The 17,315-nt window shown below is 74.6% G+C and carries 20 protein-coding genes; 11 read left to right on the top strand and 9 right to left on the bottom strand.

All coding sequences use genetic code 11. From position 1 onward, the window contains the following. Positions 1-45 precede the first annotated feature (45 nt). Positions 46-681, bottom strand: coding sequence for an alpha-ketoglutarate-dependent dioxygenase AlkB (locus AVL62_RS14675; RefSeq protein WP_058892399.1), 636 nt, complete (start codon positions 679-681; stop codon positions 46-48). Positions 682-778: 97 nt separating this feature from the next. On the opposite strand from AVL62_RS14675, the gene recO reads away from it, so the two are divergent. Then, a complete protein-coding gene (recO, locus tag AVL62_RS14670; protein ID WP_058892398.1) occupies positions 779-1,510 on the top strand; it encodes a DNA repair protein RecO in 732 nt (243 codons plus the stop codon). Beyond that, positions 1,511-2,293: an isoprenyl transferase gene (locus AVL62_RS14665; protein WP_058892397.1), complete on the top strand. Its 783-nt coding sequence runs from the start codon at positions 1,511-1,513 to the stop codon at positions 2,291-2,293. It begins immediately after the preceding gene. Here the strand turns inward: AVL62_RS14665 and AVL62_RS17575 are convergent. From AVL62_RS17575 to AVL62_RS14635, 6 genes are all read right to left on the bottom strand, one after another. Continuing rightward, positions 2,260-3,672, bottom strand: coding sequence for a GNAT family N-acetyltransferase (locus tag AVL62_RS17575; RefSeq protein ID WP_058892396.1), 1,413 nt, complete (start codon positions 3,670-3,672; stop codon positions 2,260-2,262). The genes AVL62_RS14665 and AVL62_RS17575 overlap by 34 nt on opposite strands. Positions 3,673-3,758: 86 nt before the next feature. Beyond that, entirely contained in the window at positions 3,759-4,145 is a 387-nt protein-coding gene (locus tag AVL62_RS14655; protein WP_058892395.1) for a Fur family transcriptional regulator, read from the bottom strand. A gap of 4 nt (positions 4,146-4,149) precedes the next feature. Next, complete coding sequence (locus tag AVL62_RS14650) at positions 4,150-5,199, bottom strand: metal ABC transporter permease (protein ID WP_083518989.1); 1,050 nt, start codon at positions 5,197-5,199, stop codon at positions 4,150-4,152. Further along, positions 5,196-5,945: a metal ABC transporter ATP-binding protein gene (locus AVL62_RS14645; protein ID WP_058892394.1), complete on the bottom strand. Its 750-nt coding sequence runs from the start codon at positions 5,943-5,945 to the stop codon at positions 5,196-5,198. Before AVL62_RS14645 ends, AVL62_RS14650 begins: the two co-directional genes overlap by 4 nt. Further along, complete coding sequence (locus tag AVL62_RS14640) at positions 5,942-6,907, bottom strand: metal ABC transporter substrate-binding protein (protein WP_058892393.1); 966 nt, start codon at positions 6,905-6,907, stop codon at positions 5,942-5,944. Before AVL62_RS14640 ends, AVL62_RS14645 begins: the two co-directional genes overlap by 4 nt. Before the next feature lie 67 nt (positions 6,908-6,974). Then, positions 6,975-7,316, bottom strand: coding sequence for a DUF6703 family protein (locus tag AVL62_RS14635; RefSeq protein ID WP_058892392.1), 342 nt, complete (start codon positions 7,314-7,316; stop codon positions 6,975-6,977). Between the two features lie 55 nt (positions 7,317-7,371). Here AVL62_RS14635 and AVL62_RS14630 point away from each other — a divergent pair, with 55 nt between their 5' ends. Then, positions 7,372-8,769 carry a glycine--tRNA ligase gene (locus tag AVL62_RS14630; protein ID WP_058892391.1) on the top strand — a complete coding sequence of 466 codons (1,398 nt, stop codon included), beginning with the start codon at positions 7,372-7,374 and terminating at the stop codon, positions 8,767-8,769. Positions 8,770-8,809: 40 nt separating this feature from the next. Here the strand turns inward: AVL62_RS14630 and AVL62_RS14625 are convergent, their stop codons facing one another. After that, positions 8,810-9,418 (bottom strand): LysE/ArgO family amino acid transporter, encoded by a 609-nt coding sequence (locus AVL62_RS14625; protein ID WP_058892556.1) that lies wholly within the window; start codon positions 9,416-9,418, stop codon positions 8,810-8,812. Between the two features lie 83 nt (positions 9,419-9,501). Here AVL62_RS14625 and AVL62_RS14620 point away from each other — a divergent pair, with 83 nt between their 5' ends. Genes AVL62_RS14620 through AVL62_RS14610 form a run of 3 tightly spaced genes read left to right on the top strand, consistent with a single transcriptional unit; the run spans position 9,502 to position 12,212 of the window. Continuing rightward, a complete protein-coding gene (locus AVL62_RS14620) occupies positions 9,502-10,446 on the top strand; it encodes a LysR family transcriptional regulator ArgP (protein ID WP_083518988.1) in 945 nt (314 codons plus the stop codon). Beyond that, positions 10,443-11,642, top strand: a complete 1,200-nt coding sequence (dusB, locus tag AVL62_RS14615) for a tRNA dihydrouridine synthase DusB (protein ID WP_058892390.1) — start codon at positions 10,443-10,445, stop codon at positions 11,640-11,642. The genes AVL62_RS14620 and dusB overlap by 4 nt, the downstream gene beginning before the upstream one ends. A 45-nt stretch (positions 11,643-11,687) precedes the next feature. Beyond that, entirely contained in the window at positions 11,688-12,212 is a 525-nt protein-coding gene (locus AVL62_RS14610) for a type 1 glutamine amidotransferase domain-containing protein (protein WP_058892555.1), read from the top strand. Here the strand turns inward: AVL62_RS14610 and AVL62_RS14605 are convergent, their stop codons facing one another. Continuing rightward, positions 12,213-13,091 (bottom strand): sulfurtransferase, encoded by an 879-nt coding sequence (locus AVL62_RS14605; RefSeq protein ID WP_058892389.1) that lies wholly within the window; start codon positions 13,089-13,091, stop codon positions 12,213-12,215. It lies immediately after the preceding gene. A gap of 60 nt (positions 13,092-13,151) precedes the next feature. On the opposite strand from AVL62_RS14605, the gene AVL62_RS14600 reads away from it, so the two are divergent. Genes AVL62_RS14600 through AVL62_RS14580 form a run of 5 tightly spaced genes read left to right on the top strand, consistent with a single transcriptional unit; the run spans position 13,152 to position 17,302 of the window. After that, entirely contained in the window at positions 13,152-13,424 is a 273-nt protein-coding gene (locus tag AVL62_RS14600; protein ID WP_058892388.1) for a DUF2277 domain-containing protein, read from the top strand. Then, positions 13,424-13,921: a hypothetical protein gene (locus AVL62_RS14595; RefSeq protein WP_058892387.1), complete on the top strand. Its 498-nt coding sequence runs from the start codon at positions 13,424-13,426 to the stop codon at positions 13,919-13,921. Before AVL62_RS14600 ends, AVL62_RS14595 begins: the two co-directional genes overlap by 1 nt. Beyond that, positions 13,918-15,192 (top strand): deoxyguanosinetriphosphate triphosphohydrolase, encoded by a 1,275-nt coding sequence (locus tag AVL62_RS14590; RefSeq protein ID WP_058892386.1) that lies wholly within the window; start codon positions 13,918-13,920, stop codon positions 15,190-15,192. Before AVL62_RS14595 ends, AVL62_RS14590 begins: the two co-directional genes overlap by 4 nt. After that, positions 15,189-16,208 carry a nitronate monooxygenase gene (locus AVL62_RS14585; RefSeq protein ID WP_327282450.1) on the top strand — a complete coding sequence of 340 codons (1,020 nt, stop codon included), beginning with the start codon at positions 15,189-15,191 and terminating at the stop codon, positions 16,206-16,208. The genes AVL62_RS14590 and AVL62_RS14585 overlap by 4 nt, the downstream gene beginning before the upstream one ends. After that, positions 16,205-17,302, top strand: a complete 1,098-nt coding sequence (locus AVL62_RS14580) for a hypothetical protein (RefSeq protein ID WP_058892385.1) — start codon at positions 16,205-16,207, stop codon at positions 17,300-17,302. Before AVL62_RS14585 ends, AVL62_RS14580 begins: the two co-directional genes overlap by 4 nt. Positions 17,303-17,315: the final 13 nt, after the last annotated feature.

Here is a 17,315-nt window from a genome sequence, read left to right as displayed (position 1 = left end):
ATACTCAGCCCGCACCGGACGCATACTCAGGACCTCGGATGGGGCTCAGCGCACGCCGCGGGGTCGGAACTGGATGCTGATGCGCGGCCCGACCGGCGCGGACGTCTTGGGGACGCAGTGGTCCCACGTCCGCTGGCAGGACCCGCCCATGACGAGCAGGTCGCCGTGACCCAGGACGTGCCGGATGCTCTCGCCCCCGCCCCGGGGGCGCAGGAGCAGCGCACGGGGCGCGCCGATCGAGACGATCGCCACCATGGTGTCGTGCTCCTTGCTGCGTCCGATCCGGTCACCGTGCCACGCGACGCTGTCGCGGCCGTCGCGGTAGAGGCACATCCCGGCGGTCGCGAACGGCTCGCCCAGCTCGGCGGCGTACCAGCGGCTGAGATCCTCCCGCGCGGCGGTCAGCACCGGGTCGGGGAGCCGCTCGCGCTCGGCGTAGAAGCGCAGCAGCCGGGGTGTCGTGACCTGGCGGTCCCACATCTGGCGTTCCTCGCCGTGCCACTCGACGCCGGCCGGTCCGCCGAGGGCGAGCCGGGAGAAGAGCTCGTCCGAGCCGGTGACCCAGCCCGGCCGGACGTCGACCCACGCGCCGTGGTCGAGGACGGTGCGGCGGACCCCGCCGTCGAGGGGACGCAGGCCGACCTCGTCGACCTGGTCCAGCAGCGATCCCTGCAGCATCATGACGCCATGCTAGAACACGTGTACGAGTCGCGCACCCGTACGGTCGCCCCGGTGCGGGCTGCCGGCCCACGGCGGCGCTCGGTGGGACACTGGGGGTATGCCGACCTACCGCGACGCCGCGATCGTGCTGCGGACGTACAAGCTCGGTGAGGCGGACCGCATCGTCATCCTGCTGGGGCGCACCCGTGGGCGTATCCGCGCGGTCGCCAAGGGGATCCGGCGCACGTCCAGCAAGTTCGGGGCCCGGCTCGAGCCGGGCATGGTGGTCGACGTGCAGTGCTACGAGGGCCGCACCCTCGACACCATCACCCAGGCCGACGGGCTCGCGCCCTACGGTGACGCCATCGCCCGCGACTACCCGGCCTGGACCGCGGCCAGCGTCATGCTGGAGACCTGCGAGCAGCTCACCGAGGAGGGGACGCCCGCGCTGCAGCACTTCCGGCTGCTCGCGGGGGGTCTGGCGGCGCTCGCCGCCGGGGACCACGAGGCTCGCCTCGTCCTCGACTCCTACCTCCTGCGGGCGCTGGCCATCGCCGGCTGGCGGGCGAGCGTCGTCGACTGCGCACGCTGCGGCATGACCGGACCGCACCGCGCGTTCCACGTCCCCTCCGGTGGCTCGGTCTGCCCGGTATGCCGTCCGCCCGGCTCCACCGCGCCCGCGCCGGAGACCCTGGCGCTGCTCGCCGCCCTGTTCACCAGCGACTGGGACGTCGCCGACGCCAGCCAGAGCCGGCACCGCGGCGAGGCGAGCGGTCTCGTGGCGGCATACCTGCAGTGGCACCTGGAGCGTGGCGTGCGCTCGCTGCGACACCTGGAGAGGACCCCCTGAGTGAGCACCCACCCCCGGCAGCCCTTCGCCCACCCCTCGGGTGCCACGCCGCCGCCGGTGCCGCGCGACCTCGTCCCGCGCCACGTCGCCGTCGTCATGGACGGCAACGGCCGGTGGGCCAACCAGCGCGGCCTGAAGCGCACCCAGGGGCACGAGGCGGGGGAGGCCTCGCTGCTGGACGTCATCGCCGGGGGCATCGAGATCGGCGTGCAGTGCATCAGCGCCTACGCGTTCTCCACCGAGAACTGGCGGCGCAGCCCCGACGAGGTCCGCTTCCTCATGGGCTTCAACCGCGCGGTCATCCACCGCCGGCGTGAGGAGCTCGACTCCTGGGGGGTGCGGGTGGTCTGGTCCGGCCGCCGGCCGCGGCTGTGGAGGTCGGTCATCTCCGAGCTGGAGTCGGCCGAGCGCCAGACCGCGGGCAACGACGTCATCACCCTCAACTTCTGCGTCAACTACGGCGGCCGGGCCGAGATCGGCGACGCGGTCCGGCGCATCGCCGAGGACGTCCAGGCCGGTCGTCTGTCGCCCCGGGGGGTGGACGACCGGACCATCGGCCGCTACCTCTACCACCCCGAGGTGCCGGACGTGGACCTGTTCGTCCGCAGCTCGGGCGAGCAGCGCACCTCCAACTTCCTGCTCTGGCAGAGCGCCTACGCCGAGATGGTCTTCCAGGACGTGCTCTGGCCCGACTACGACCGGCGCGACCTCTGGCGGGCGATCGAGCAGTATGCCTCCCGGGACCGGCGCTACGGCGGCGCCGTGGACACGCCACGGGCCTGAGCGGCCCGACGGGCGAGCACGATGTGCTCCGCCGATGCCGGGCCCGCGGGGGAGCCGTCCCAGTCCCCGGCGACCTCCACGACCGCGAAGCCCGCTCGGGTCAGGGTCTCCTCCAGCTCGCAGCGGGTGCGGAAGCGCAACGACTCCGGGTAGGCCAGGTGCTCGCCCGCCAGCACGGTGTGGCCGACGTGGGTGACGACCGGGCCGCGCGGCTCCCCGCCGACCTCACCCGGGATCTGCTCGACCCGGTCCACCTCGACCCACGTCGTGACCTCACCACCCTCCGGGTGCGGGTAGGTCGTCCGCGTCGCCCCGGCGGTCCACTCCTCCCAGCCGCGGGCGGCCGGGTTGCGGGAGTCGAAGGTGAGGTGGCCTCCCGGGGCCAGGTGCCGGTGGATGGCGGCCAGCGCGTCGTCCCACTCCTCGTCGCCGATGAGGTACTGCGCCACGTGAGCGGTCATGACGACCAGGTCGGCAGCGTCGGACGGGAGGAGGTCGGCATACCCGTGGAGCCAGGTGACCGTCTCGGCCCCGGGCTTGCCGCGGGCGACGTCGAGGCTCGCCGCGGCGGGCTCCAGGCCGAGGACCTCGTGACCGTCGCGGGCCAGGGCCAGAGCGAGGGTGCCGGTGCCGCAGCCGACGTCGGTGACGCGGCGGGCGCCCACACGCCGGGCCAGGGCCCGGACGTCGTCGTGGTCCAGGGTGCCGGGGTTCTCCACGTCGTAGAGCGCGGCGAGACGCGGGTCCTCGGGCCAGGCCGTGACGTCCAGCCGCCGCAGGTAGCGCCGGCACTGGTGCACCCGGGCGAAGCGCGCCCGCCAGCGGTCCGGGTCCTCGTCCGGCCCGTGGAAGAACGCCGTGACCGGGGCGCCCAGGCCGTACGGCGCCGCGAAGCCGTCGTCGCCGTGCGCGTCCTGCACACCCTCCCCGCCGCCGCGGTAGACGTGCAGGTAGGTGCTGTCGACGACGAAACCCTGGGCGGCGTACCAGGCGCCCGCCCCCGGGTCCTCGCGGGTGTAGGCGTCCACCCAGGCGAGCCCGTGCCCGCTCAGCCGGCCCAGGGCCGTGGCGAGGAGCGATCCCGCGATGCCCTGACGCTGGTGATCGGGGTGCACGGCGACGGTGTCGATCGTCGCGACAGGCTGCCCGGCGTCCTCCCAGAGCTCCACGTCGAGGATCCCGACGACCTCGTCGGGGCCGGGCGTCGTCATCCCCTCCGGTTTCGGTGCCACGGCGACGAGCTGGACGGAGTCGCCGGCGAAGACGGTGCGGCGCCGCAGGACGTCGTCGTGGTAGGAGGACCCGAGGAAGGACAGCGCCCGGCAGCGGAGCCAGGACGCCTCGTCGCGCTCGGCGTAGTCGCGGAGGGTGAAGCCCATGGTCCGGCGAGGCTAGTCGACCGGCACCCGGCGGACCACCCGTTTTGGCGCGCCGGCCCCGGGTGCCGGGCGGGTCGGCTCGGCGGTCAGCCGCAGTCGCGGCAGGTGCCGACCATCTCCAGCGTGTGCGCCACGTCGGTGAAGCCGTGCTCGGCGGCGACGGCGTCGGTCCAGCGCTCGACCGTGGGCCCCTCGACCTCGACGGTGCGGCCGCAGACGCGGCACAGCAGGTGGTGGTGGTGGCCGGTGGAGCACTTGCGGTAGACCGCCTCGCCCTCGCCGGTGCGCAGGACGTCGACGTCACCGGAGTCGGCCAGCGTCGACAGGGTCCGGTAGACCGTCGCCAGGCCCACCTTCTCGCCGGACTCCCGCAGCTGGGCGTGCAGGTCCTGGGCGCTGGTGAAGTCCTGGGTCGACCCCAGGGCGTCGATCACCGCCGACTGCTGGCGGGTGGGGCGTCGGGTCGTGGTCATCGGGTCACCTCCTCGCGGTCTCCCAGGGTATGCCGTCCCGCCGCGCCCGGGTCACCCCGCCCGCTCCCGTGCCGGCCTCGGCGGACGGGTGGTCCGCGTGCTCGTCGTAGTGACCCTCGTGCGCGGCGTGCCGGTGCCCGTCGTGCAGGTAGTCCACGTGGTCCCCGTGGGCCACCTGCTCGTGGCCGCACCCGGGCCCGTGCTCGTGCAGGTGGCGCTCGGCGTGCCGGTGCCGGGCGGTGGCGACCGCCTTGCGGAGGCTGCCGCCGAGCACGGCCACCGCGAAGAGGGCGATCGCCAGCAGGACGATCGTGCCGCCCGAGGCCGTGTCGGCGTAGTAGCTCGTCATCACCCCGCCGACGGAGGAGACCACCCCGAGGCCGACCGCCCACCACGTCGCGGCGCGGAAGCTCGCGGACAGCTGCTGCGCCGCGGCGTTGGGGATGATCATGAGCGCGCTGATGAGCAGCAGGCCGATGACCCGCATCGCCACGACCACGGTCACGGCGGTGAGGACGGCGAGGATGATGTTGAGGGCCAGCACGGGGAGCCCGGACGCGCGGGCGAACTCCTCGTCGCCGGCGACGGCGAAGAAGCGCTGGCGCAGCACCACGGTGACGACGACGATGACCGCCGACAGGGCCGCGAACACCGCGACGTCGCTGCGCGTGGTCGTGGTGATGGAGCCGAAGAGGTAGCCGGTGAGGTTGGCGGTCTGCGCCCCCTCGACCTTGTTGATGATGACGACGCCCGCCGCGAGACCGCCGTAGAACATCAGCGCCAGCGCGACGTCGCCGGAGGTGCGGCCCCGGGCCCGGATGAGCTCGATGACCACGCCGGCGAGGACGGCCGCGACCAGCGCCGTCCACACCGGGCTGCTGTCGGTGACGACCCCGATCGCCACCCCGGCCAGCGCCACGTGACCCAGGCCGTCGCCGACGAGGGAGAGCCGCCGCTGGACGAGGAAGATCCCGACCAGGGGCGCGGCCAGCCCGACGACGAGCGCGGCCAGCAGCGCGTTGCGCATGAAGTCGAGGGCCAGCATGTCGCTCACGCGTCCTCCCGCCCGGCCGCGCGGGCGCGCTCGGCCTGGTGCACGGCATACTCCTGCGGCGTGCCGTCGAAGCTCAGGTGCCCCGCGTCGACGGCGAGGACCCGGTCCACGGTCCCGCGCAGCGCGCCGAGCTCGTGGGTGACGACGAGCATCGTGGTGCCGCTCGTGGCGAGACGGCGCAGCACCCCGGCGAGGACCACCTGGCTCGCCTCGTCGACGCCCGCCGTGGGCTCGTCCATGACCAGCACCTCGGGACCGGCGACGAGCGCACGTGCGATGAGCACGCGCCGCTGCTGCCCGCCGGAGAGGGTGTCGACGTCGAAGCGGGCCCGGTCGGCCAGGCCCACCGTCTCCAGCGCGCGACGCACCGCCTCCCGATCGCCCTGCCCGGCCGGTCGCCACCAGGGGCGGGTGGCGAGCAGGCCGGTGGCCACGATCTCGGCCACGGTGGCGCGGACGCCGCCGCTGAGGGTATGCCGCTGCGGCACGTAGCCGATGCGCGTCCGGTCCCGGAGCCGGGCCAGCGGGGTGCCCAGCACCTCGACCGTCCCGCCCAGGTGGTCGGAGAGGCCCAGCAGGCCGGTGACCAGCGTGGTCTTGCCCGAGCCGTTCGGGCCGAGCACGGCCACCACCTGCCCGGGGGCGATCGTCAGGTCGACGTCGGTCACGACCGGGCGACCCTGGTGCCCGAAGCTGGCCCGGTGCAGGTCGACGACGGGTGGAGGTGCGCTGACCCCGGTGCTCACGAGCAGCCCAGGCCCTCGGACATGGCCTCGAGGTTGGCACGCATGATCTGACGATAGTCGCTGTCGGCGGTCGCCTCGGTCAGGCTCTCGATCGGGTCGAGGGTGAGCACCTCGACGCCGGTCTCCTGCGCGACGGTGCTGGCGATCTGGTCGCCCACGAGCGGCTCGGCGAAGACCGTGTCGACCCCGAGCTCCTCGACCTGGGCGCTGACCTCGGCCAGCCGGGCCGGGGAGGGCTCGGACTCGGGGGAGATGCCGGTGATGCCGTACTGGTGCAGGTCGTAGCGTGCTGCGAGGTAGCCGAACGCCTCGTGCGAGGTGACCAGGTCTCGGCTCTCGCAGTCCGCCAGGGCCGCGGCGTACTCCTCGTCCAGGGCCTCCAGGTCGGAGACGAGGTCGGCGACGTTGGCCTGGTAGGTGTCGGCGCCCTCGGGGTCGACCTGCGCCAGCCGGTCGGCGACGGCCTCGGCGACGTCGGCGTAGCGCTGCGTGTCCAGCCAGAAGTGCGGGTCCTCGCCCCCGTGGTCGTGGCCGTCGCCCTCCTCGGCGTGGTCGTGCTCGGCGTGCTCCTCGGCGCTCTCGCCGGCGACCATGAGGTCGGCGACGGGGGTCACGTCGAGGGAGGTGTCGGGTGCCTGGCCGGCGACCGCGTCGTCGACCGGGGCCTGCAGGCCCGAGGAGTAGACGACGAGGTCCGCCCTGCCGACCGTCTCCACCGCCCGCGGGCTCAGCTCGGCGTCGTGCGGGTCGGCGCCGGGGCCCGTGAGGACGCTGATCTCGGCCCGCTCCCCGGCGATCCGCTCGACGAGGTACTCCAGCGGGTAGAAGCTCGCGACCACCTCGAGCGAGGCCTCCTCACCGGACCCGTCCGCCGTCCCGCTGCCCTCCGAGGTCGTCCCGCACGCCCCGAGGACGAGGGCGAGGCAGGAGGCGAGGATCACGGGGGTGCGCAGGCGAGGCATACCTCTAGTCTGGGCAGCGTGAGAATGATTGTCAAAACAGTGACCGGGCGCACGCCCCGGCCCGGGGTCAGCCGCGCGGGACCAGCTGGACGACGGTCACGGCGAGGAAGAGGAGCAGCACGGACACCCGCATGAGTCGCTCGACCCCGGTCAGCCGCGGCCAGGAGAGGTAGAAGAGCCAGCCGACGAAGGCCAGGGCGACGCCGACGAGGATCCAGCCGGCGGTGCCCCCGAGGATGCCGCCCCCGAGGATGAGCAGCAGCAGCGCCAGGAACGGCAGCCACACCGGCAGCCGGGCCAGCTGCAGCAGGGCCGGTCGGCTGGCCCGCTCGACGGCGCTGCGCACCGGACCGGGCGCCGCCGTGGCGCCCGGTGCCTCGCGGTCGGGGGAGGGCTCGCTGGTGCTCACCGGACCAGCCTAAACCGGGTCCGGAGGCCTGCCGCACGCCGCTTAGACTGGGCCCATGGCTCCCTCCACCGTCGATACCGTCGTGTCCCTGTGCAAGCGCCGAGGCTTCGTGTTCCCGTCGGGGGACATCTACGGGGGCACCCGGTCGGCCTGGGACTACGGCCCCCTGGGCGTGGCGCTGAAGGAGAACATCAAGCGGCAGTGGTGGCGCTCGATGGTCCAGACCCGCGACGACGTCGTCGGCCTGGACTCCTCGATCATCCTGCCGCGGCAGACCTGGGTGGCCTCCGGGCACGTGGGGGAGTTCTCCGACCCGCTCACCGAGTGCCAGTCCTGCCACAAGCGCTTCCGGGTCGACCACATGCAGGAGGCGGTGGCCGAGAAGGCGGCGCGCAAGGGCAAGGAGGTCGACCCCGACGACGTGCCGCTGGAGGACATCACCTGCCCCCACTGCGGCAACAAGGCGTGGACGGCCCCGCGCGAGTTCAACATGATGCTCAAGACCTACCTCGGGGTCATCGAGGACGAGTCCGGCCTGCACTACCTGCGCCCGGAGACCGCGCAGGGCATCTTCGTCAACTTCGCCAACGTCCTCGCCACGTCCCGCAAGAAGCCGCCGTTCGGCATCGCCCAGACCGGCAAGTCCTTCCGCAACGAGATCACGCCGGGCAACTTCATCTTCCGCACCCGTGAGTTCGAGCAGATGGAGATGGAGTTCTTCGTCAAGCCGGGCGAGGACGAGGAGTGGCACCAGTACTGGATCGACGAGCGCACCCGGTGGTACACCGACCTCGGCATCGACCCCGACAACCTGCGCCACCTCGAGCACCCGGCCGACAAGCTGTCGCACTACTCCAAGCGCACCGTGGACATCGAGTACCGCTTCAACTTCACCGGCAGCGAGTGGGGCGAGCTGGAGGGCATCGCCAACCGCACGGACTTCGACCTGTCCACGCACAGCGAGCACTCGGGCCAGGAGCTGTCCTACTTCGACCAGGCCAGCGGTGAGCGCTACGTCCCCTACGTCATCGAGCCGGCGGCGGGGTTGTCCCGCTCGCTCATGACCTTCCTCGTGGACGCCTACGCCGAGGACGAGGCGCCCAACACCAAGGGAGGCGTGGACAAGCGGGTGGTCCTGCGCCTCGACCCGCGGCTGGCCCCGGTCAAGGTCGCCGTGCTGCCGCTCTCGCGCAACGCCGACCTCACGCCGAAGGCGAAGGACCTCGCCGCCCGGCTCCGCCAGCACTGGATGGTCGACGTGGACGACGCCGGGGCCATCGGCAAGCGCTACCGGCGCCAGGACGAGATCGGCACCCCCTACTGCGTCACCGTCGACTTCGACACCCTCGAGGACCAGGCCGTGACCATCCGCGACCGCGACTCGATGGGCCAGGAGCGGGTGTCGCTGGACCAGGTGGAGTCCTACCTCGCGCAGCGGCTGATCGGCTGCTGACGGCGGCGTCCTCGGACGCCCGGTGGACCGAGGGTATGCCTCAGCCGCCGGTGAGCAGGGCGGCGCCCAGGCCCAGCATGACGAGCGCGATGAGCGCGTCGAGGACCTGCCAGGCCCGGGGTCGGGCCAGCAGGGGCGCCAGGCGTCGTGACCCGAACCCGAGCGCGCTGAACCACAGGACGCTGGCGCCCACGAGCCCTGCGTAGTACCACCACCGACCCTGCGGGCCGTGCGTGTTGGCGATGGAGCCGAGCACGATGATGTCGAGGTAGAGGTGCGGGTTGAGCCAGGTCAGGGCGGCCATCGTGGTCAGCGCGCGGCGCAGGGACACCTGTCGCCCCGCGCCGGCCACCAGGGTCTCGCCGGGGCGCAGCGCGCGCCAGCCCACGTGGAGCCCGTAGCCGATGACGAACAGCCCCCCGCCCCAGCGCGCGAGGGTGAGGAACGCCGGCCACTGCTGGACCGCCGCACCGACCCCCAGCACGGCCAGCCCGATGAGCACCACGTCGGAGGCGGCGCACAGCGTCACCAGCGCACCGACGTGCTGACGGCGCAACCCCTGCCGCAGCAGGTAGGCGTTCTGCGCGCCCACCGCGGCGATGAGGGCGAGGCCGGTGACGAGGCCGGCGGCGACGAGAGGGAGCGGCATGGTCACCACGGTAGGCGGCGGGCGGCAGGACCCGGGCATCAACAGCCACGAAGGATTGTGCAGAACCTGTAGCGTTGCTTCACATGGACCTCGACCCCGTCGCGCTGACCACGTTGAGCGCGGTCGTGCAGGAGGGGACCTTCGACCGGGCGGCGTCCCGGCTGCGGGTGACGCCGTCGGCGGTGTCCCAGCGCGTCCGGGCGCTCGAGCAGGCGCTGGGCCGCGTCGTCGTGACCCGCACCAAGCCGACCCGCGCGACCCCGGCCGGGGAGGTGCTGCTCCGCCTGGCGGGTCAGTGGGAGGTCCTGCTGGGCGATGCGCTGGCCGAGCTGGTCCCCGGGCCGGACGGCACGGCATACCCGACCGTGGCGGTGGTGGTCAACGCCGACTCCCTGGCCACCTGGCTGCTGCCCGCGCTCGCCCGCGCCCAGGACGAGCTCGGGGTGGTGCTCGAGCTCGTCCGGGAGGACGAGGAGTACGCCTCCGACCGGGTCCGCTCCGGGTCCGCGCTGGCGGCGGTGACCGCGGACCCGACCCCGGTGCCGGGGTGCCGGCTGACGGCGCTCGGGGCGATGCGGTACGTCGCCGTCTGCTCTCCCGCCTTCCACCAGCGGTGGTTCGCCGACGGGCCGCGGGCCGCCGCGCTGGACGCGGCCCCGATCGTGCGCTTCGACGCGCGGGACCGGATGCAGCACCGGGTCGCCCGGCGGTGGGCGCGCCGCGGGGTGGACCCACCCGCGCACGTGGTCGGGTCGAGCCACGGTTTCGCCGACGCGGTCGTCCTGGGCATGGGGTGGGGGATGCTGCCCGTCGAGTGGGCGGCGCCGCTCCTGGACGACGGCGCGCTGGTGGTCCTGGGTCCGCGTGCCGAGACCGAGGTGCCGCTGCACTGGCTCAGCGCCCGGCTGTCCTCGCGCACCCTCGACGTGCTCACCCGCTGCGTCACCGAGCAGGCCGCGCAGACGCTCACGTCGCGCAGCGCCCGGCCCGCGCGGTCCCGCGGTGGTGGGACAATGGAGCAGCCATGACGATCACCGCCCCTGTCCTCCCTCCGCTGCAGATCGGCCCGCACACCATCGACTCCCCGGTGGTGCTCGCACCCATGGCCGGCATCACCAACCGCGCCTTCCGTCGCCTGTGCCGGGAGTACGGCCAGGAGGGGCTGGCGGCGGCCGGGTCGGCCGGCGGCTCGGACTGCCTCTACGTCAGCGAGATGATCACCTCCCGGGCCCTCGTCGAGCGGACCCCCATCTCGATGAAGCTCATCGAGCACGAGGCGGGGGAGTCCCCGCGCTCCATCCAGCTCTACGCTGTCGACCCGGCGACCGTCGGGGCGGCCGTGCGGATGCTGGTCGAGGAGGACCGCGCCGACCACGTCGACCTCAACTTCGGCTGCCCGGTGCCCAAGGTCACCCGCAAGGGCGGGGGAGCGGCGCTGCCGTGGAAGACCGAGCTCTTCCGCGGCATCGTGCGGGAGGCGGTCCGCGAGGCCACGCCCGCGGGCGTCCCGGTGACGGTGAAGATGCGGGTGGGCATCGATGCCGACCACGAGACCTTCCTCGACGCCGGGCGCATCGCCGAGGACGAGGGGGTGGCCGCGGTGGCCCTGCACGCCCGCACCGCCGCGCAGGCCTACTCCGGCCAGGCCGACTGGAGCCGCATCGCCGAGCTGAAGGCCGCCGTCACCTCCATCCCGGTCCTCGGCAACGGCGACATCTGGTCGGCCGAGGACGCGCTGGCGATGGTCGAGCGCACCGGCTGCGACGGCGTGGTCGTCGGGCGCGGCTGCCTGGGCCGGCCGTGGCTGTTCACCGACCTGGCCGCGGCCTTCGCCGGGTCCTCCGTGCGGGTGGAGCCCACGCTGCGGGAGGTGTGCCGGGTGCTGCGCCGGCACGCCGAGCTGCTCGCCGACTTCCACGGCGACGAGGGCCACGGCTGCCGCGACATCCGCAAGCACATCGCCTGGTACACCAAGGGCTTCCGCGTCGGGGGTCAGCTGCGCCACCAGCTCGGGCTCGTGCACACCCTGGCCGACCTCGACCGCCTCATCGACAGCCTCGACCTCGACCAGCCCTGGCCCGGTGAGGCCGCCGAGGGCCAGCGCGGCCGGGCGGGTTCCCCCCGGGTCGTGGCGCTGCCGGACCGGTGGCTGGAGGGCCGCCGGCTCGACGGCGACCAGCAGGCCGCCGTCGCCCACGCCGAGCTCTCGGTGAGCGGCGGCTGACGGCTCATCCTGCAGGAGCGGCGTCGGGCTCCTACCGTGGTGGGCATGGGACAACTCGATGGAAAGACCGTAGCCTTCCTGCTCACCGACGACTTCGAGGACAGTGAGCTCACCAGCCCCTGGGACGCCGTGGTCGAGGCCGGCGGGACGCCCCACCTCATCGCCCCCGAGTCCGGCAGCGTGACCGGCAAGAACGGGCACACGCAGGACGTCGACGTCGTCGTGGGCGACGCCGACCCCGCCTCCTACGACGCGCTCGTCCTGCCCGGTGGGGTCGGCAACGCGGACACCCTGCGCATGGACGAGGACGCCGTGGCCTTCGCCCGGCACTTCGGGCAGCAGGCCAAGCCGGTGTCGGTCATCTGCCACGGGGCGTGGATCCTCACCGACGCGGCCGTGCTCGACGGCCGCACCATGACCTCCTTCCCGTCGCTGCAGACGGACCTGCGCAACGCGGGGGTCACCTGGGTCGACGAGGAGGTCGTCGTCGACGACTGGCTCGTGTCCAGCCGCACCCCCGCCGACCTGTCCGCCTTCAACCGCGAGCTGCTGCGCTCCGTCGGCGGCTGATCACCGCTCCACGGGACGGCCGGGGTCGCTGACCCAGTCGCTCCACGAGCCGGCGTAGACCGCCGGACGCGGGCCCACCCCGTGCGCCTCCAGGGTCAGCGCGAGGTGGGCGGCCTGCACCCCCGACCCGCAGTAGACCGCGGTCGGGAGGTCGGTGCGACCGCCGGCCCGGGTCAGCGCCTGCACCACCTGCTCCGCGTCGAGGAGACGGCCCTCCGGCCCCAGCAGCGACAGCGCCGGCAGGCTCACCGCTCCCGGCACGTGTCCCGCCACCGGGTCGATCGTCTCGTTCTCGCCCCGGTAGCGGTCGGCGGGCCGCGCGTCGAGCACCTGGCCCCCTGCCGCCTGGTGCCTGACCAGCCCGTCGGCGTCGAGCAGCTCGCGACCCGGCGCGCCCCCGGGCAGGCCGACGTCGCCCTCCGGGACGTCGACCGGACCGGAGGCGGTGGGCAGGCCGGCCGCCCGCCAGGCGGCCAGCCCCCCGTCGAGCACAGCGCCCTCGAGGCCGTGGTGGGCGGTGACCCACCACGCGCGGGCGGCGCCCAGGCCGGGACCGGCGTCGTAGAACACCACCGGCCGCCCGGCCCGGACCCCCGCGTCCCGCAGGCCGTGCTCGAGGTCCTGGCGCGCCGGCATCGGGTGCCGCCCGCCCCTCCCGTCCGGGGCGGGCGGGCCGGACAGGGCCGACTCCAGGTCGAGGAACGCCGCCCCCGGCAGGTGCTCCTCGAGGTAGGCCGCCTGGTTGGCCTCTCGTCCGGCACCCAACGACCAGCGCACGTCGACGAGGACGGGCCGGGAGGCGGGTGGTCCGACGAGCGCGGCCTGCACGTCGTCGACGGTGACCAGCGGGCCGGCGAAGGGGGTGCGGAGGGTGCCCATGCCGCGCACCCTAGCGCCGATCCCGGACAGGCCCGACCCCGACGTGGCACAGTGAGGACCATGTGCCGCAACATCCGCCCGCTCCACAACTTCGAGCCCCCGGCCACCCGCTCGGAGGTGCAGGCCGCCGCGCTCCAGTACGTCCGCAAGGTGGGCGGCGCCAGCAAGCCGTCCCGGGCCAACGAGCAGGCCTACGCCACGGCGGTCGCCGAGATCACCCGGGTGACCGAGGAGCTCCTGGAGTCGCTGGTCACCAGCGCCCCGCCCAAGGACCGGGAGACCGAGGCCGCCAAGGCCCGGGCGCGCGCCGCCCAGCGCTACGCCGCCACCTGATGGCCACGCGGGCCGAGCGCGGGCGCCACCTGCTCAACTGGGTCAACCTGTCGACGCCCCTGGGCCTGACCGTCGCGGCCCTCGGCGGGGCGCGGATCCGGCGTGGTCCGTCCCGGTGCTACCTCGCCGACCACTACCGCTGGTCCTTCCCGGTGGCGGGTGCCTTCACCGTCGGGGACGTGGTGGTCTCGCGGCACGACCTGGACCGGCTCCTGGCCCACCGTCCCGGCCTGCTGGACCACGAGCTCACCCACTCCCGGCAGTGGGCGGTGTGCCTGGGGCTGCCGTTCCTGCCGCTCTACCTGGCCTCGATGGGGTGGTCGTGGCTGCGCACCGGGGACCGCGCCGCGCGATGCGTCTTCGAGCGGCACGCCGGGCTGGAGCGCGGCGGCTACCTGGACGTGCCGACCCGTCCGCTCGGACCGGTCCTGGCACGGGGCGTGCGCCGGGTGCGCGACCGCGCCCGCGGACGTGACCGCATACCCTCGGCGGTGTGAGCGTCCAGCCGACCGGTGAGTATGCCGTCTCCGCGCGTGAGCGGTGGGTGGCCGAGGACCCGGCCCAGAAGCGCTCGGACCGTCAGGACTTCGCGCGTGACCGGGCCCGGGTGCTGCACTCCGCGGCCCTGCGACGCCTGGCGGCCACCACGCAGGTGCTCGCGCCGACGACCGACGACTTCGTGCGCAACCGGCTCACCCACTCCCTGGAGGTGGCGCAGATCGGCCGTGAGTTCGGCGCCGCCCTCGGGTGCGACGCGGACGTCGTCGACACCGCCTGCCTCGCCCACGACATCGGGCACCCACCCTTCGGGCACAACGGCGAGGCCGTGCTGGACGCGCTGGCCGGTCCCGCCGGCGGCTTCGAGGGCAACGCCCAGACCCTGCGCGTGCTCACCCGGCTGGAGGCCAAGCGCAGCCACGAGGACGGCCGGCCGGCGGGGCTGAACCTCACCCGGGCGAGCCTGGACGCCGCGACGAAGTACCCGTGGCCGCGCGGCGGGGGACCCGCGGGGGTGGGAGCCGCGAAGTTCGGCGTCTACGACGACGACCGGGACGTCTTCGCCTGGGTGCGGGACGGCGCCCCGCTCGACGAGCCACGGCGACGCTGCCTGGAGGCGCAGGTGATGGACTGGTCGGACGACGTCGCCTACTGCGTCCACGACGTCGAGGACGCCATCGCCTCGGGACGGGTGGACCCGAGGGCCCTGCGGGACGAGGACGTCCAGGCCACCGTGGCCGCCCTCGCGCAGGACTGGTACGCCGCCGACCTCGGCGTCGAGGACCTGCGCGCCGCGCTGGGTGACATCCTGGCCACCGGCTGGGTGCCGACCGCGCACACCGGTACCCGGGCCGACCTCGCCGTGCTCAAGGACATGACGTCCCGCCTCATCGGCCACTTCGTCCACACCGTCGAGCTCGCCACCCGGGAGCGCCACGGGCCGGGGCCGCTCACCCGCTACGCCGCGGACCTCGTGGTGCCCGACCGGGTGCGGGCGCAGGCGGCCGCCCTCAAGGCGGTCGCGGCGCACTTCGTCATGCTCAGCGAGGAGCGGCGCAGCACCATGGAGCGCGAGCAGCGCATCCTCACCCGGCTGGTGGAGCACTACTCCGCGGACGTGCGCCGGCTGGACCCCCTCCACGCGGAGGCCGCCCACGCGGCCGAGCGGGCGGGGGACGACGTGGCCCGTCTGCGGGCGGTGGTCGACCAGGTGGCGAGCCTGTCCGACGCCCGGGCCCTCGCCGTGCACGCCCGGGTGGAGGGCCGGTGAGCGTGCTGGCCCGGACCGACCGGCCGGTGGTCGCCGCCCCCATGGCGGGTGGCGTGACGACCCCGCTGCTCGTCGCGGCCGTGAGCGACGCCGGGGGCCTGGGCATGCTCGCGGCCGGCTACCGGACGCCGGAGCGGCTCGCCGCCGACCTCGTCCACGTGCGGGACCTGACCACGCGGCCGTTCGGCGTCAACCTCTTCGTGCCGCAGCGCCTGGACCGGGCGGCGCTGGGGGACGAGGTCGAGGCCTTCGCCCGGCGCATCGCGCCCGAGGCGGCCGACCTCGGGGTCCGGCCGGGGACGGTGAGCTGGCACGACACCGACCACTGGGAGGCCAAGGTGCAGCTCGTGGAGACCCTGGCGCCGCCGGTCGTCTCCTGCACCTTCGGGGTCCCGGACGCCGGGGTGGTCGACCGCTGGCGCCGGGTCGGGTGCGAGGTCCACGTCACCGTGACCTCCTCCGTCGAGGCCCGTGCCGCGGCGGAGGGCGGGGCGGACGTGCTCGTGCTGCAGGGGCAGGAGGCCGGGGGCCACCGGGGGACCCACGACCCGGGGGTCGATCCCGAGCCCGTGGACCACCTCGGGCTGCTCGAGCTGGTCCGCCCGGAGACCGACCTGCCGCTGGTGGTGGCGGGTGGCATCACCACCGCGGGCGACGTCCGCCGGGCGCTCTCCGCGGGCGCGGCCGCCGTGCAGGTCGGGACCGCGCTGCTCCTGGCACCCGAGTCCGGGGCCGGCCGCACCTACCGGGCAGCCCTGCGCGACCCGCGGCTGGGGGAGCGGGTGCTGACGCGGGCCTTCTCGGGCCGCGTGGCCGGTGCTCTCGCCACCGGGTGGACGCGACGGTATGCCGACGCGCCCGCGGCGTTCCCCGTCGTCGACCAGCTGACCAGGCCGCTGCGTCGAGCCGCCGCCGAGGCGGGGGACACCCACCGGCTGCACCTCTGGGCGGGGAGCGGGTGGCGCGCCGCGCAGGAGCGTCCGGCGGGCGAGATCGTGCGGGAGCTGGCCGGGTGAGCCTCGGCCCGGTGGTGCTGCCCGCAGGGGTGCAGCTCGGGCGGGTGGACCCGCTGGGAGGGTCGGCGCGCTCGCAGGTGCACCGCTGCGAGGTGCTCGCCGGACCGGACGGGTGGGGAGCCTCGGTCGTGGTCAAGCGGTTCCTGCCCCAGCCCGAGGGCCGAGGTGCCGCCATGGGGTGGCGCCGGGAGGTCGCCGGGCTGCGGCACCTGCGCGGCTCGCCGCGGCTGCTGGCTCTGGACCAGAGCAGCCGGACCGTCGTCATGGAGGACCTCGGCCACCACCCGACCCTCGCCGACGCCCTGCTCGGGGCGGACGCAGACGTCGCGTGGCGGCATACCGTGGCGTGGGCGGGAGCTCTCGGCGGCGCGGTCGCGGGCGGGGTGACCCGGGAGGCGGCCCGCCGCGACCTCGGCAGCGCGCTGGCCGCCGAGGACCGGCGCTGGCAGGTGGACTACCCGCGGCGCGGGCTGGGCCACCTCACCGAGGCGGGCGGGATCCGCGCCGGGCGGGCGGCCGCGGCCCAGGCCCGTGACCTCGTCGACGAGCTGCAGCACGACACGGCCAGGCACGTCCTCGGGCCCGGCGACGCGTGCCCGGACAACGCCCTGCTCACCCCGGGCGGCGTCCGGCTGCTCGACCTCGAGGGGACCGGGGTGCGCCACCTGGCCTACGAGGCGGCCTACGCCGCCGAGCCCTTCAGCACCTGCTGGTGCGTGTTCACCCCGCCCGTCGGTCTCACCGAGGCGACCCTGGCGGCGTTCACCGCGGCGGCGGCCGGGGCCGTCCCGGGCCTGGACGAGGACGCGGACTGGCCCCGCCAGGTGCGCGGCGCGGTCGCGCTCTGGGTGCTCGCCGGGACCCTGTGGCTCCTCGACGGTGCGATGGCGGACCGGACGATGGCCCCCGAGGGGCGCACCGGGCCGGCCTTCCGGGCCCTCCTCGTGTCGCGGTGGAGCTGGGTCGTCCGCGAGTGCGCCGACGAGCTGCCCGACGTCGCAGCCGCCTGCGAGGAGGCGCTCGCCTGGGCGCGGCGGAGCTGGCGGCGCAGCGACCTGGTGCTGCCGCCCTACCCGGCCTTCGGGGGAGGCTGAGCTCTCGCGCGGC

The sequence above is a fragment of the Serinicoccus chungangensis genome, assembly GCF_001483745.1.
In the GTDB taxonomy this organism is placed as follows: Bacteria; Actinomycetota; Actinomycetes; order Actinomycetales; family Dermatophilaceae; genus Ornithinicoccus; species Ornithinicoccus chungangensis_A.
The sequence above is the reverse complement of the archived record's forward strand: the minus strand, read 5'-3'. Positions and strand labels throughout refer to the sequence as shown.